This window comes from Pseudoclavibacter sp. JSM 162008, assembly GCF_041366455.1.
GTDB lineage: Bacteria > Actinomycetota > Actinomycetes > Actinomycetales > Microbacteriaceae > Pseudoclavibacter.
Genome location: NZ_JBEWYX010000014.1, coordinates 90251 through 105351 on the forward strand (window position 1 = coordinate 90251; position 15101 = coordinate 105351).

The 15101-nt window shown below is 68.1% G+C and carries 15 protein-coding genes; 9 read left to right on the forward strand and 6 right to left on the reverse strand.

Features of this window, described 5'->3' with window-relative positions; genetic code table 11:
• Positions 1-133: 133 nt before the first annotated feature.
• From ABVF28_RS12525 to ABVF28_RS12555, 7 genes are all read left to right on the forward strand, one after another.
• Positions 134-2095: a BCCT family transporter gene (locus ABVF28_RS12525; RefSeq protein ID WP_371030713.1), complete on the forward strand. Its 1962-nt coding sequence runs from the start codon at positions 134-136 to the stop codon at positions 2093-2095.
• Positions 2096-2159: 64 nt separating this feature from the next.
• Positions 2160-2531, forward strand: coding sequence for a RidA family protein (locus tag ABVF28_RS12530; protein WP_371030714.1), 372 nt, complete (start codon positions 2160-2162; stop codon positions 2529-2531).
• A gap of 211 nt (positions 2532-2742) precedes the next feature.
• Positions 2743-4620 carry an ABC transporter permease gene (locus ABVF28_RS12535; RefSeq protein ID WP_371030715.1) on the forward strand — a complete coding sequence of 626 codons (1878 nt, stop codon included), beginning with the start codon at positions 2743-2745 and terminating at the stop codon, positions 4618-4620.
• A gap of 4 nt (positions 4621-4624) precedes the next feature.
• Positions 4625-5722, forward strand: coding sequence for an ABC transporter ATP-binding protein (locus tag ABVF28_RS12540; RefSeq protein WP_104252405.1), 1098 nt, complete (start codon positions 4625-4627; stop codon positions 5720-5722).
• Positions 5719-6573: an inositol monophosphatase gene (locus ABVF28_RS12545; RefSeq protein ID WP_371030716.1), complete on the forward strand. Its 855-nt coding sequence runs from the start codon at positions 5719-5721 to the stop codon at positions 6571-6573. Before ABVF28_RS12540 ends, ABVF28_RS12545 begins: the two co-directional genes overlap by 4 nt.
• 25 nt (positions 6574-6598) lie before the next feature.
• Complete coding sequence (locus ABVF28_RS12550; protein WP_371030717.1) at positions 6599-7798, forward strand: ABC transporter substrate-binding protein; 1200 nt, start codon at positions 6599-6601, stop codon at positions 7796-7798.
• Between the two features lie 73 nt (positions 7799-7871).
• A complete protein-coding gene (locus ABVF28_RS12555; RefSeq protein WP_181026914.1) occupies positions 7872-8654 on the forward strand; it encodes a GntR family transcriptional regulator in 783 nt (260 codons plus the stop codon).
• Positions 8655-8672: 18 nt separating this feature from the next.
• On the opposite strand, the gene ABVF28_RS12560 is transcribed toward ABVF28_RS12555, so the two are convergent.
• The 4 genes from ABVF28_RS12560 to ABVF28_RS12575 all read right to left on the reverse strand — a co-directional run bounded on the left by ABVF28_RS12560 (position 8673) and on the right by ABVF28_RS12575 (position 11399).
• The gene (locus tag ABVF28_RS12560) at positions 8673-9863 is read right to left on the reverse strand and encodes an alpha/beta fold hydrolase (protein WP_371030718.1); all 1191 of its coding nucleotides are present in this window, start codon (positions 9861-9863) and stop codon (positions 8673-8675) included.
• Positions 9864-9984: 121 nt separating this feature from the next.
• A complete protein-coding gene (locus ABVF28_RS12565; RefSeq protein ID WP_371030719.1) occupies positions 9985-10257 on the reverse strand; it encodes a hypothetical protein in 273 nt (90 codons plus the stop codon).
• Entirely contained in the window at positions 10254-10583 is a 330-nt protein-coding gene (locus tag ABVF28_RS12570; protein ID WP_371030720.1) for a hypothetical protein, read from the reverse strand. The genes ABVF28_RS12565 and ABVF28_RS12570 overlap by 4 nt, the downstream gene beginning before the upstream one ends.
• Before the next feature lie 36 nt (positions 10584-10619).
• Positions 10620-11399: an SDR family oxidoreductase gene (locus tag ABVF28_RS12575; protein WP_371030721.1), complete on the reverse strand. Its 780-nt coding sequence runs from the start codon at positions 11397-11399 to the stop codon at positions 10620-10622.
• Between the two features lie 288 nt (positions 11400-11687).
• Here ABVF28_RS12575 and ABVF28_RS12580 point away from each other — a divergent pair, with 288 nt between their 5' ends.
• The gene (locus tag ABVF28_RS12580; RefSeq protein ID WP_371030722.1) at positions 11688-12008 is read left to right on the forward strand and encodes an ATP-dependent DNA ligase; all 321 of its coding nucleotides are present in this window, start codon (positions 11688-11690) and stop codon (positions 12006-12008) included.
• 134 nt (positions 12009-12142) lie between these two features.
• Positions 12143-12469, forward strand: a complete 327-nt coding sequence (locus tag ABVF28_RS12585; RefSeq protein ID WP_371030723.1) for a hypothetical protein — start codon at positions 12143-12145, stop codon at positions 12467-12469.
• 217 nt (positions 12470-12686) lie between these two features.
• Here the strand turns inward: ABVF28_RS12585 and ABVF28_RS12590 are convergent, their stop codons facing one another.
• Positions 12687-14015, reverse strand: coding sequence for an ArgE/DapE family deacylase (locus tag ABVF28_RS12590; RefSeq protein ID WP_371030724.1), 1329 nt, complete (start codon positions 14013-14015; stop codon positions 12687-12689).
• 74 nt (positions 14016-14089) lie between these two features.
• The gene (locus ABVF28_RS12595; RefSeq protein ID WP_371030727.1) at positions 14090-14974 is read right to left on the reverse strand and encodes an MFS transporter; all 885 of its coding nucleotides are present in this window, start codon (positions 14972-14974) and stop codon (positions 14090-14092) included.
• Positions 14975-15101 lie beyond the last annotated feature (127 nt).

The following is a 15101-nucleotide window of genomic DNA, read 5'->3' on the forward strand; positions in this document are numbered from 1 at the left end:
CCTTCGGGTAACGTTGCACCCCGTTTGCCTTCCCCCGAGAGAAACGGATGCACCGCACGCCATGAACTCACAGGACGCACCACCCTCCTGATCCGCACAGGAGCCGGCTGCCTTCGGGCCCGAGCGCAAGCCCGTGTCGCGCATCATCCGGGAGGTGATCGACCCGGATCCGCTGCATCCGGCGCTCATCCCCGGCATCGGCGTCGAGGAGACGGGCCGGGCCTTCCGGACGAATTGGTGGGTGTTCGGGGTCGCCGGCGCCGGCGTCGTCGCGGTCATCGGCTGGGGTCTCGTCGACCCGGCGAGCATCTCGGCCGTCGGCTCCGTGTCGCTCGACTGGGTGACGGAGAACTTCGGGTGGCTGTTCTCGCTCCTGACGATCGTCGTCGCCATCTTCATGCTCGTCGTCGGCTACGGGCGCACCGGCGGGGTGCGCCTCGGCGCGGACGATGAGAAGCCCGAGTTCTCGATGGTGTCCTGGATCGCGATGCTGTTCTCCGCTGGCATCGGCATCGGGCTGCTCTTCTACGGCCCGATGGAGCCGCTCACGTACTTCCTGGCGCCGCCGCACGGCTTCGACGTCGACGCGGGCAGCGTGGATGCGATGCACACGGCGATCGCGCAGACCGTCCTGCACTGGGGGCCGATGGCCTGGGCCTACTACGCGCTCGTCGGCGGTGCCATCGCCTACGCGGCGTACCGCCGCGGCCGTCCACCACTGATCTCGGCCCTGTTCGACTCGGTGTTCTCACAGCGCACGCAGGGCTGGTTCGGCCCGCTGATCGACATCTTCGCGATCCTCGTGACGCTCTTCGGCACGGCAGTCTCGCTGGGAATCGGCGCGCTGCAGATCGCGTCGGGCGTGGAGATGGTGACAGGGCTCGGAACGCTCGGCAACGGGTTCATCATCGGGGCCATCGCCGTGCTCACGGCCCTGTTCATCCTGTCCGCCGTGTCGGGTGTGAAGCGGGGCATCCGCATCCTGTCGAACATCAACATGGTCGTCGCGGGCCTCCTCGGCCTGTTCGTACTCGTCGCCGGGCCGACGCTGCTGCTGGCGAACATCATCCCGGCCGCCGGCGTCACGTACTTCAGTGAGCTCGGCACCATGCTGATGCGCAACGCCTCCATGGGTGAGGAGACGGAGGTGTTCATGCAGGCCTGGACGACGTACTACTGGGCGTGGTGGGTCTCGTGGACGCCGTTCGTGGGCCTGTTCATCGCGAAGATCTCCCGCGGGCGCACGCTGCGCGAGTTCGTGACGGTCGTCATCGTCGTGCCGTCCGCGGTGTGTCTCGTCTGGTTCGGCATCGTCGGGGGCACCTCGATGTGGCTGGAGACGCAGGGCGCTGGCGTGAGTGCGGCCGGTTCGGCCGAGGCTCAGCTGTTCGCTCTCCTGGCGGAGCTCCCGCTGGGCGCCATTACGAGTGTTGTCGCGCTGGTATCCATCGTCATCTTCTTCGTCACGTCCGCCGACTCCGCGTCCATCGTCATGGGGTCGATGAGCCAGCAGGGCAAGGCCGAGCCATCGCGCTGGGTCACGATCTTCTGGGGCCTCATGCTCGGCCTGATCGCGGCTTCGCTGCTGCTCGCAGGCGGCCGGGATGCGCTGTCGGGGCTGCAGGCGATCATGGTCGTCACTGCGCTGCCGTTCGCGTTCGTCGTCATGGGCATCATGTGGGCGTGGGCGAAGGACCTGCGCACGGACCCCTACATGATGCGCCGCCGGTACGCGAAGGAGGCCATCGACGAGGGCGTGCGCGCGGGCATCGCCGAGCACGGTGACGACTTCGTGTTCGGGGCGAGCGTCGTCGAGTCGGAGCACGGGGCTGGTGCCTGGCTCGATACCGAGGACCCGGCGCTCACCGAGTGGTACACGGAGGCCACGACGGGGATGCTCGACGTGGTGAAGGCCGACACGGGGGGACCGGACGCGGACCGGCCGGATGCCGATGACCCGGCGCGGATCGAGGCGCCGACAGCTCGGGCGGCGCTCGAGTCCGGGGAGCCGGAGCTGGACCGCGATGACGACGGGGCCGTGTCGGGGTCTGAGGCGGGTTCACCCGGCGCCCGCCGCATGGCATGCTCTCCCTGACATCGCCTGCCAGGACGCGCTTCCCAAGTCGGAGGCGGAACCTGACCACAAGAAGGAGCCCCACATGACCGAACGCACGAACATCTCCTCCGGCTCGCCGTACGAGGCGACGGTCGGCTACTCGCGAGCCGTGAAGGTCGGCAACCTCGTCTTCGTGGCGGGTACGACGGCCCCGGGTGTCGACGCTGAAGAGCAGGCGCGGGAGATCTTCGAACGCATCGGGGCCGCGCTCGAGCAGGCGGGCTCTTCACTGAGCGACGTCGTGCGCACGCGAGTGTTCCTCGTCGACATCGAGCGCGACTTCGACGCCGTCGGCGCCGTGCACGGCGAGGTCTTCGGCGTCATCCGACCGGCCTGCGCATTCATCGGCACAGCGGGTCTCGTCGCCAAGGACCTGCTGCTTGAGGTCGAGGTCGACGCCGTCATCAGCGAGTAGCTTCGGTCTCTCTCGGTCGTCTCTCGGGGCGGTGGGCTTCGGCTCACCGCCCCGAGTCCGTTGTGCGCACCGACGCAGCGGGCTCTGTTGGACCGGCGCGGAAATGAGGTGTCACTTCGATCTATTGTCTTGACATTTTGGTGGGGTGGGTGTTTCCTCTAAACATACCTAATAAGGTACCAATTCACCTGCACTGTGAGACGAGGATGTCTTGACAACCAGCATCATCATTCCGGAGACGCCGGAGGGGGAACCGCCCGTGCCCCCGCGAGCCAGGCGCGGCAAGCGTCCACCGAAGACGAAAACGCCGCTCGCGTACCGGCTCAGGGTCCTCTCGACGAACCCCACGACGACGATCGGCATCCTGGCCCTGCTGCTCTTCACCTACCTGATCGTCGCGCCGATCATCTCGCTGCTCGGAGACGGGATCACGGTCGACCGGGCCGACACAGCCATCACCCAGCAGGAGGAAGGGTCGTTCACCTCCTACTACCTCTGGCGGGTGCTCTTCTCGCCGCAGGCCGCCGCCATATTCTGGGGGCCGCTCGGCAACACCGTCGTCATCGCGGTCTGCAGCGTGTCGCTCGCGCTCGTCATCGGCGTGTGCGCCGCCTGGCTGCTCGTCCGCACGAACATGTGGGGTCGCAAGTGGTTCGCGACCGCGCTCATCGTGCCGTACATGCTCCCGGCCTGGACCTTCGCGCTCGCCTGGCTGACGATGTTCAAGAATCGCTCAGCGGGAGGTCAGGCCGGATGGCTTGAGGCGATGGGGGTCGTCGTCCCGGACTGGCTCGCTTACGGCCGAGTGCCCATCATCCTGATCTTCGCGATCCACTTCGTCCCGTTCGTGATCCTGCTCGTCGGCAACGCCCTCAAGCGCTTCGATTCCACACTCGAGGAGTCGGCCCAGATTCTCGGATCATCACGCATCAGGACCGCCTTCACGATCGTCCTGCCGATCCTCCGACCCTCGTTGATCTCAGCGGTGACGCTCATCCTCGCCAAAGTGCTCGGAGAGTTCGGCGTCGCCTACGTCCTCGGCCTGCCCGTCAACATGAACGTCCTCGCGACGAGCCTCTACCGGAGCGTCTACAGCAACCAGCAAGGCTCTGCGGCGGTCATCGTCGCGGCGATCGTGCTCATCGGCGCGATCTCGCTGTGGGTCGACATGCACTTCCTCAAGGAAGCGAAGCGCTTCGTGACGATCTCGGGGAAGAGCGGCTCGGCGGGAAACGAGGTGCGGCTCGGCAGGTCTCGCATCTTCGCGACCCTGGCCTGCGTCGCGCTCTTCACGGTCAGCGTGGCGCTCCCCATTCTCGTGCTGGCGCTCTCAACCGTCATGCGCGTGCCGGGCAGCTTCGCGCCCGACAACTTCACACTCGACTTCTGGATCGGCACGAACCTGCAGACGTTCGGATTCCCGAACGGGATCCTCCTCAACGCGGAAGTCCTCAGCGCGGCCTTCAACACGTTCTGGATCGTCGGGCTGTCGTCGGTGATGGCCGGCGTCGTCGGGCTGCTCGTCGGCTACGTCATCGTCAGGTCGGAGTCGAGGCTCCTCTCCGGGACGCTGCGACAGATGCTGTTCTTCCCGTACCTGGTTCCCGGCATCGCGTTCGCGACCGCCTACCTGTCGCTGTTCGCCGTACAGCGGGGGCCGGTGCCGGCCCTCTACGGGACCGCGGCGCTGCTGGTGATCATCTACTTCACGGAGCAGATGCCCTTCGCCTCGCGGGCCGGCATCTCCGCGATGATGCAGCTCGGGAGCGAGACCGAGGAGGCCGCGCGAGTCGCAGGCGCAGGCTGGTTCCACCGCTTCCGCACGATCATCCTGCCCGTCCAGAAGAGCGCCGTGGCGACGTCGATGCTCATGTCCTTCATCTCCGGCGTCAAGAGCCTGAGCCTGGTCGTCATCCTCGCGGTCCCCGGCCTCGAAGTGCTCACCACACTGTCCATCCGTCTTCTGGATGTGGGGTACACGCAAGCCGGCAACGGGGTCGTCCTCGTCGTCTCCGCCCTCGCCTTCTTCGGCACCTACGCCGTCCAGAAAATCATGAAGACCGACCTGTCCCGCGGCCTAGGAGGCTAACCCCATGCCCACCATCGATCTCAAGAGCATCGTCAAGAACTACGGGGCAGCCTCCAACGCTGTCGACGACCTCGATCTGACCATCGAGGACGGCGACTTCATGTGCCTCCTCGGCCCGTCCGGATGCGGGAAGACGACCACGATCCGCATGATCGCCGGCCTCGAGAACGCGACCAGCGGATCCATCCGCATCGGCGACCGCGCCGTCGACGAACCCGGAGCCGCTCGTTTCGTTCCTCCTGAGCGGCGCGACCTGGGTCTCGTGTTCCAGAGCTACGCGCTCTGGCCGCACCTGACGGTCGCCGACAACATCGACTACGGCCTGAAGCTCCGGAGGCTGGACAAGGCGGCCCGTGCGAAACGAATCGACGAGGTACTGCGTTCGCTCTCCATCACGGACTACCGCGATCGCTATCCGGCGCAGCTCTCTGGAGGGCAGCAGCAGCGCGTGGCCCTCGCCCGCATGCTCGCCGTGCAGCCGGACACGATGCTGCTGGACGAGCCGCTGTCGAACCTCGACTCCCGGCTGCGCCTGGAGATGCGGACCGAGCTGAAGCGCATCCACAACGAGTCGAAGTCGACGATCGTCTTCGTCACGCACGACCAGTGGGAGGCGATGACCCTCGCGACCCGCGTCGCCGTGCTGAACAAGGGGAAGCTGCAGCAGGTGGGCACACCCCTCGACATCTACGACAGGCCAGCGAATCGGTTCGTCGCGAACTTCCTCGGCGTGCCACCCATGAATTTCTTCGACTTCACTCCCGCCGGTGCCGATTCTGCGTCGGCATACGAGTACCTCGCGGCGAGGGTGGATGCTGGTCGGCTCGGATCGCTCGGAGTGAGGCCCGAGGCGATCCGGGTCGAGCCTGCTGGGGACACGGGAGTCACCGATGAGCTCACGCTCGACGGGACGGTGGCGTCCGTCATGCCCACCGGGGGCAGCTGGACCACCGACGTCCTCGTCGGCGAACGCCACGTCTACACGACCTCATCCGTCGCCGCGCCGGTCCGGGCGGGCGACCGGGTCACACTGCGTGCCGCGCAATCCGCGCTGCACGTCTTCGATCAGGACGAACAACGCATGAAGGTGGAAACCGCATGACCACGAAGACCATCAGCAGCATCGAACTCGCACGGATCGCCGAGGAGGCGGCGCGGGGCGCAGGGGCGCTCGCCCTCGAGGGCTTCCGCTCCAAGGGCATGAGCATCGACGCGAAGGCGAACTTCCACGACCTGGTGACCGTGTACGACGTTCGCGCCGAGCAGTTCATCAGGGGCGTCATCGAGAAGGAGCTGCCCGACTCGAGGATCGTGGGAGAAGAAGGAGGCGCGAGCGGTGCCGGTGACGTGACCTGGTTCATCGACCCGATCGACGGAACCTCCAACTTCGCACGCGGCATCGCCCTGTGGGCCGTGTGCATCGGCGCGGCCGTCGACGGGGAGGTTGTCGCCGGCGTGGTCTACGACCCGGTGGCCGACAACATGTTCGTCGCGGATGAGCGTGGCGCGTTTCTCAACGGCGAAGACCTGCGATCAGAGGGAGCGACGACCCCCGAACGTGCCACGGTCCTCGCCAGCTTCCCGCTGCCGCGCGACCTGGTGCACCTGCGGGCGGAAGCGCTGGAGGCCTACGCAGAGCTCGAGGACACGTACTCGCACGTCCGCGATCTCGGGAGCAGCGCCATCACGCTGACACACGTCGCCGCGGGCTGGGCAGACGCCGTCTTCTCGTTCGAGGCGTCCCCTTGGGACGTCGCCGCACCGGCCTTCATCCTGAAGCGGGCCGGTGGAATCTACCGCACGTACGGCGGCGGGGAGCAGCTGCCGGGTGCATCTGATCACCTGAACCGCCACTACTACGGCACCGTCGCCGGCGCCGTCTTCCCGCACATCGAATCGCTGATGCGCCTCCAGAGCACCCGTCCTGTCCCGTCGGTCTTCTCCGACAACTGATCTCATCTCCCCGAAAGGAACCATCATGACCAGAACACGTTCGCGGACCCTCCGCAGGGCGCTCGCCGTCGGAGTGTCCGCGGCGGCGCTGCTCTCGCTGTCGGCCTGCGCGCCTCCCGGTGCGGACGGCAGCGTTGCCGAGAACACCGTGGAGCGCCCGGACCTCGCAGCCGACGAGACGGCCGAGGGCTTCGACCTCGATGCGCTCATCGACGCCGCGAAGAAAGAAGGCCCCATCACGATCTACGACGAGACCGGGAAGGTCGTGCAGATCGCGGAGGCGTTCACTGCGAAGTACGGCATCCCGGCGACGGGCATCAAGATCGAGACCAACGTCATGGACAAGGTGGCCAAGGAGTACGAGGCGGACAACGTCATCGGCGATGTCGTCGCGAACTCGGAAGTGCCCACCTTCTACAGCGAGCTGCTCGCCGACGGGGTGCTCACGAACTGGGTTCCGGGTGACGCCTACGACCGCCTGCCTGCGCACGCGCAGTACCCGTATCTGACCAGCGACAACCAGGCGATCTGGACGTACAACACCGAGGTGTACGGGGACACCTGCCCGATCTCGAACATCTGGCAGCTCACGGACGAGGAGTGGGCGGGGAGCGTCGCCATCCCCGACCCGGAGAGCCGGGCGCTGTACACGACGATCTGGAACCAGGCGGCGAACCATCACGCGGACGAGTACGCCGCAGCCTACGAAGAGCACTTCGGCGAGGAGCTCGTGACCGAGGAGCCCACGGCAGTTCACGAATGGGTGAAGCGTCTCGCGGGCAACAGCCCAACGATCTTCAAGAACGATGAGGAGGTCTCCGACGCGGTGGGGGCTGCCGGTCAGAGCGACCCGCCCTTCGGCCTCATGTATGCCGCGAAGTACCGCAACAATGTCGACAAGGGATACAAGCTCGCGCCCTGCGAGGGCATGAACCCGTATGCGGGGGCCGCGACACCGCAGACGATGGCGTACGCGACGAACAGCGCGAGCCCGAACGCGGCGAAGCTCTACATCCATTTCGCGACATCGCAGGAGGGGATGGAGTTCATCATGCCCGACAGCAAGTCCTCGTTCGATCCGGAGGTGCAGCCCGTGGCAGACGATTGGGGCGTTATCGAGTTGAAGGAGGCGGGCGGGTTCCAGCCGTACAACACCGACACCCTGCAGGATGATTACACCAAGACGGTCACTTGGCAGGATCTGTGGCGCAGCTCTCGTTCCTAGAGTGAGGCCAGCGGTGCGGCGCCGGGAGATCCCGGCGTCGCACGTCGCGACAAGCGAGGAAAGAGAATCAGCAGTGAGCGATGCTCCACGACGTGTGTCCTTCGGCGAGGCGTTCGTCGCCGTCGATGTGACAAGCAGGGCGCCGCTGTATGCGCAGGTCATCGCGCAGATGGAGGAAGCTCTCCGGCGGCGCGTGCTGCAGAGCGGAGACCTGCTGCCGACGGAACGGCAGCTCTGCGAAGGGTTCGGGGTGGCCCGGTCGACGCTGCGGCGTGCGATGGGGGATATCGAGGCCAGAGGACTGATCTCCCGGACCCAGGGCAGCGGAACCCGAGTCGAGGGTGCCGCCGCCATCCAGCATCATCCCGAGACCTCGCACACGCTCTTCGAGCTGATCGCGGCGAGCAAGCGCGAGCCGAGCACCGACGTTCGGGAGTTCTCCTGGACGCACGCCGACGCCGACGTGTCGTCGGTCACGGGGTTCCCCATCGGGGCTCGCCTCCTGCACATCGTCCGAGACAGGTACGCGAGCGGGGTGCCGATCGCCAGCTTCGAGAACTACGTCCGCCCCGATGCCGTGGTCTTCGACGAGGAGACGCTGACCCGGGGGAGCATCGAAGCCGAATTCGCGGGAAACGGCTGGGCGGCCGATCGGATCGAGTACAAGCTCACGGCCGTCGTCCTCGACGACGTCCTCGCCGGGTCGCTCCAGATGCCTGTCGGGACGCCCGCCCTCCGAGAGCATCGCCGCTCCTACCGGGGCGGCGTCTACTACAACATCGGCATCAACACCTACCACCCGATCAACCACAGCATCACCGGTGTCGTCGATGGGATGGACCCCGCTCGCGGTTGAGGGGCGGCGGTCGGCGGGCTACGGCCGAACCGTGCTCTCGACGAGGGTCGCGGCCCCGAGCAGCTCCGGGATGCGCGCGGCGAGTCCCCGGCGCGGCAGCCGGTTGATCGCCGCCGCGGCTCCGGGCAGCGCGTGCTCCCGTCCCCGGACGAGCGCGCGGATCGCGTTGAGCAGTGCGAGCGGGTGCGATTCGAGGGCGGAGTGGCCGTTCTCGATGTGCACGAGCACCGCATCCCGTGCCGTCGCCGCAACGGCGCGGGCGATGGGCGGAGGGGTGCGCAGGTCGCGTGTGCCGACGAGCAGCACGAGCGGCCACGTGAACTTCGGCGTCTCGGCGGCCAGGTCGAAGGGTTCGCCCGCGAAGGCGGGGAAGAGGTCGGCGATCTCGGAGTAGGTGAGGGCGGGGTCGAGGGGGAGCCCGTCTGGGGTGCCGCCGTAGCCGAGTTCGCGGAAGCCGACGACGCCTGCGAGGTCGAACTCGTAGATGCCGGGGAACCGCACGATCGAGCGGTCGCGGGTCGCGTAGAGCTGCAGGGCGCTCCAGGCGGCCGTGTGCGCGTGGTTGGCGCGCTGCCGCAGCACGGGGAGGAGGAGCTCGTCGCCGCCGAGCTCGTATGCAGCCCTCGCCACGTCGAGCAGGATGCGCGAGTCGACGCCCTGGTCGATGAGCGCGTGCACGGCCTCGGCGGTGGTGGTGTCGCCGTGCCAGAACAGCTCGCGCACGGTGTGGCGCTCAAGGTTGAGCGACTCGGCCGACTGGAGGGCTGAGTCGAGCAGCATGCCGGCGACGCGTTCCGGGTAGCGGGCCCCGAACGCCGAGGCGAGGTACGTGCCGTAGGAGGCGCCGACGATGTGCGCTTGGCCGATGCCCTCGTGGTCGAGCACGGCGGCGATGTCGTCGATGACGTCGCTGATGCGCATCGCCGACGCCGGCAGGTCGCGGCCGCGCAGGTCGGCGCGCGAGAAGCCGATGCCGCGGTGCTCGACCATGATCACGTCGAGCCCACCTTGGGCTGCGCGCCGGCGGAAGCCGAGGTAGGGGAGCAGCGACCCGAGGCCGGGGCCGCCCGGGATTACAACGACGGGGGTGGATGCTCGGGGCCCGGTGCGCGCGTAGCTCAGGTCGAACTCCGGCGTGCGCTCGGTGGCCGGGCGGCGCAGGCGACGCGTGTGCCGGTCGGCGAGCTGCGGGGGGATCTGCGGGGCCACGCGCTCAAGCTAGCAGGGCGGGAGACGGTGCTGACTGGGCGATTCGAAGCTCTCGCATCCCTGATGCGCGTGCTGCTGTGGACGAGCCCCCTTCCTTTCGATTTCGGGCGTGGGGCCGCGCCTACCGCGGGTCGCGCGACTTGTGGCGTCGAGCGAGGAGCCAACCGGTGACCGCCGTCGCGGCAACGGCGGCCAGCCAGACCCATCCGTTCGTCTGGTTGCCGGCGAAGCCGAGCTGGACGCTCTCGCAGTGGCTCGATGTCGGGTCGAGGGAGTCGTAGCAGGTCGTTGACGTGAGCACCGGCGCCAGGACGAGCGAGATCAGGATGACGATGACGGCCGTCCAGAGCCAGATGCGCGCCGTCGATCGTGGGCGGAGGAACGGAGGGGTCATGCGTTCGGGACTCCGGTGTCTCCCCGGGGTGCACCACCTGCTCGCATGGTTCGCTGCTGCTGGACGTAGCGGATCACGACGACGACGATGAAGGGAGTCGCGATCGCTGCACCGACTGCTCGCGTCAAGGACGAGAAGCTCGTGGGGAGGCCGACCGCGGAGCTTCGCGCGTCGAGACACGCTTCGGGGCCGGTGCCGACGCGACCGCAGTAGGTCTCCATCGCAAGCGGGAAGAGCATCCACGTCGCGAGTGCCGCCAGCACGAGGGCGATCACGCTCGCGAGAATCCACATGCGGATCGTCCGGCGAGGCTCATCAAGAGTCATGCCTCTTGTCTAACGCATGCGCGTTGCGGATGCGGCCTACCCGACCTTGAACCCGCCGTTGCTCCAGAGCACCTGGCCGTTGATCCAGGCGCCCGCAGGCGAGAACAGGAAGCGCACCAGGTTGGTGGTGTCCTCGCCAGTGCCGAGGCGTCCCGCGGGGGTCGCGTCGGTGCACCACGCTCGGGTCTCGTCGTCCATCCAGCCCGTGTCGACGGGGCCAGGGTTGATGGCGTTGGCCCTGACGCCGCGGTCGGCGAGCTCGACGGCGGCAGCCGTGACGATGCGGTCGAGCGCGCCCTTGCTGGCCCCGTATGGCAGGTTGTCGACCGTGTGGTCGCTCGTGAGGGCGACGATGCTGGCGCGGGCGCTCCCGGGGTCGAGCACCACGGGCAGCTGCTCTGCGAACGCCTTGATCAGCAGCCACGTCGCGCGGGCGTTGACCGCGAAGTGGCGGTCCCAGCTCTCGAGATCCGTGGTGAGGATGGAGCTGTCGACGGACTCCGCGTGCGACAGCACGAGGCCTGCGAGCGGACCGAGGGTCCGCGCCTCCTCGAAGAGTCGGGCTGGGACGCTCGGGTCGCTCAGGTCTCCCTCGACGAGCGCGACGGATGCGCCGAGTTCTCGGCACAGCTCCGCCACGGCCCGCGGGTCGTCGCCGGAGCGCTCGAGCCCAACGCGGTCGTCGTACGGCTGCCAGTAGTTGAGCGCCAGGTCCCAGCCGTCGCGAGCCAGGCCCACCGCAAGCGCGGCGCCGATCGAGCGCCGGCGCCCCACACCCGTGATGAGCGCGACGCGTCGCGGTGTTCCTCCGGTCATGCATCCACCGTACGAGATGCGCTTGCTCCGAGGCGACGAGCAGCCAGCATCTCGGAGCGTCGATTCAACGAACGCGAGTCGGACATCTCGTCCGCCGTGTCGGCGGCGCTGCGGCTCGAACTGAGCCAGGGTCGATGTGGGAATCAGCGAAAGTGTAGGGATTGCGAGCGCGGCGTGTGACACTCGAAGGACTTCGGTCCCCAGCCCCTCCTTCACTTGTTCGGGGCGCACACCGAGCGGTCGAGACGGATCCGTCGCCTTGGTTCCTCATCAATCGAAGGCGACCCCATGGGTTTCATGTACTACGGCAGTCAGGGCCACGAGCTCGAGATCGACGACCGCCCGCTCGCGCACCTCAAGATCGCCGTGCTGAGTCTGCTGCGTGCCGGTCACAGCGTCGCATTCTCCATCTCGCGTCCCGCCGGTCAGGGCAGCGGCCGTGAGACGCTGTGGATCAGCCCGGCGACCGACCTGCGGTTCCGGTTCGCCGGGGGGCGGATGCCCGCCATCAACGACGCGTGGGTGCGCGCCATCATCAGCTCGGCCAACTCGCCAGCCGGCATGCGCATCTGCCCGGAGCCCGTCGGTACGAGCTCGGTCGCGGCCTGAGCGCCTGGAGCTGCTTGAACCGTCAGAGCTGCTGGGCCGCCCGCGCCTCCTGCGTGGCCTGGGCTACCTGAACCGCGCGCGCCGCGATCGCGCCGTGTTCGGCCGTGCTGTCGGAACGTTCTAGGCTCTGTCCTGTGAACGCGCGCGCAGACCAAGCAGGCCAGCAGTCGGAACCCGATCTGATGCTCCGCGTCCGCGAGGCGTACCTGCGCACTCGGGAGCTGCGCTCGCGCCTCGCCGCCCTGCGCAGCGAAGACCTGCACCTGCCGGACTCGCAGTCGTTGTCGCTGCGGGATCGCGCCGAGCGCCAGGCGGCCGACCGCGAACGGCTCGAGGCGGAGCGGGCCACGAAGCTCGAGCTGGACGCCGCCGAACGGGCGCTCGCCGACGCCGAGGAAGCGGTGCAGGACTCCCTCAATGGCAGCGGCGACGAGTGGATGCACGGGGCCGGCACGCGCTGAGAAGCGACGGGGCCACCCGCTGGGGCGAGGCGGAGGTGACCAGGGAAGGTCGAGCGAGCAGACATCGAGCGAGCAGACGATGCTGACCGCGAGGCAGCGCCGAACCAAGCCTGGGTATCCCGGGACGCGCTCGGCTGCGCAGACTCTCGAGCGTGAGAGCCGGCGCGGCCGTTGCGATGGATCGCCGGTGTCGGTGCCGTGAATTCGCTGCCGGCGTCTACTCGACCCCGCACCATTCGGCGATGAAGAGCGCGATGGACTTCGTGATGCGGCGCACGGATTCGAGGTCGACTCGCTCGTCGTAGCCGTGGATGGCCTCGGAGATGGGGCCGTAGACGAGGGCGGGGGTGTCGGCGTACTGCACGAAGACGCGCCCGTCGAGGTAGCCGGGGGTGACAAACGATTCGAGCTTCGCCCCGTCGAAGGCGGCGCTGTGGCTGCGCTCGAGCGCCTGCTCGGCGGCGCCGCCCTCCTCGAGCACGTATCCCTCGGCGAAGAAGCCGGTCTTCGTGGCGGTCGTGGTGCCGTTTGCATCGACGGTGACGGCGGCGAGCGCATCCGTGATCTCGGCCCAGGCCGAGTCGGCGGTGATGCCCGGGTAGAGGGCGACGCGCACGTCGACCTCGCACCAGGCTGGCACGCTGGAGCCCCAGTCGCCGCCCTGGATCTTGCCGACGTTGAAGTTGATGGGGTGGTCGAGCTCCTCGAAGTAGCGGTGCTCGCCCTGCTTGACGTTCCAGGCGGCCTCGAGCTTCCGCAGCTCCCCGATGACGAAGTAGGCGGCGTCGATGGCGTTGAAGCCGGTCTGCATCTCGCGCGGGTGGGTGGGCTTGCCGTCGACCCGGAGGCGCAGCCAGATGACACCGGTGTTGGCGCGCACCAGCATGTCCTCTTCGGGTTCCGGGATGAGGACCGCGTCGGCCGTGTAGCCGCGCAGGTGGGCCGAGAGGGAGCCGTTGCCCGTGCATTCCTCCTCGACGACGGACTCGAAGTGGATGCGCCCGGTCGGGGTGAGGCCGGCGGCGCGGACGGCGTCGAAGGCGTAGAGGTTGGCGACGAGGCCGGCCTTCATGTCGCCGCTGCCGCGGCCGTACAGCCAGCCGTCGCGCACGGTGGCGTCCCACGGGGAGCGGGCCCACTGGCTTTCCGGCCCTTCGGGGACGACGTCGATGTGGCCGTTGAGGATGAGCGAGTTCCCGCGCTCCTCCTGCGGCGCGAAGGTGCCGACGACGTTCTCGAGGCCGTCGTAGGAGATCTCGACGGCGCCGGCGCCCGGGTGGGCGGCGAGCTCGTCGGGGTCGAGCTGCCAGCGGTCCATGGCGAGGCCGCGTCCGGCCATGGCGCCGTACAGGAGGTCCTGCGCCGAGGATTCGTTGGCGCGCAGCGACGGGTGGCGCACGAGCTCCTGGGTGAAGGCGATCTGGCGGTCGAAGGCGGCGTCGACGGCGTCGAGGATGCGCTGGCGCTGATCGTCGGTGAGGGCGCCGGCGGGTGTGGTGGCTGCGCTGGTGCTGGGGCTGGCGGTGGGTGTGGTTGGCGTGGTCATGGTCGTGTCCTGCTTTCGCGTGTGGTGCTGCCGGGCAGCTGTGCCCGGGGTGGGGAGGGAGCGTTTGTCTGCGCTCAGGAGGCGGCTTCGTCGATCTCGACGATGTCGTCGCGGAGGCGCATCCGCTCGCCGAAGGCGCCGCCGATGACGGTGATGACGCAGATGCCGATGAGGACGAGGACGGCGGGCCACGATGATCCGTCGCCGACCGTGATGAGGGCGGTGGCGATGAGGGGCAGGAAGCCGCTGATGGCTCCGGCGAGGTTGTAGCCGAGGGAGACGCCGCTGTAGCGGAGGCGGGGTGGGAAGAGTTCGGCGAGGAGGGCGCCGGTGACGGCGTAGGAGAGGGTGATGAGGGCGATGCCGATGCTGACGGCGGCGATGATGGCGATGGGGCTCTCGGTGTCGATGAGCCAGAAGAGGGGGAAGGCGGCGATGCCGGTCGTCAGGCCGCCGACGACGGTCATGCGGCCGGGGCCGAAGCGCTCGGCGAGGCGGCCGGCGAAGATCGTGACGCCGATCTGGAGGACGGCGGCGATGAGGGTCGCGTTGACCATGACCTGGCGGTCGACTTCGAGCACGTTGGTGCCGTAGGAGACGACGAAGGTCGTCATCATGTAGAAGCCTCCGACGCCGAGCATGGCGGCGGCGACGGCGACGAGGAGGCGGAGTCCAGATTTCCGGAAGAGTTCGACGACGGGGACCTTGACCTGCTCGCCGGCGGCGGCGAGCTCCTGGAAGACGGGCGACTCTTCGACCTTGAGGCGGATGTAGAGGGCGATGCCGAGGAGGGGGAAGGCGAGGAGGAACGGGAGGCGCCAGCCCCACGCGTCGAAGGTCTCGGGCGGCATCATGAGGACGAGGGCGAAGGCGCCGGATGAGACGAGGGTGCCGACGGGGGAGCCGATCTGCACGAGGGCGGCGAAGCGGCCGCGCATCTTCTCGGGGGAGTGCTCGATGGGCCTTGACCCTCGATCGTGGACACGGTGTCGGTTCGGTTATGCCGCTTCCGCGAGGGTAGCGGATGTGGTCGCCGTGTAGGCGGTCTCGTAGCTGTTCGGGGTGATTTGGCCGATCGCGGAGTGG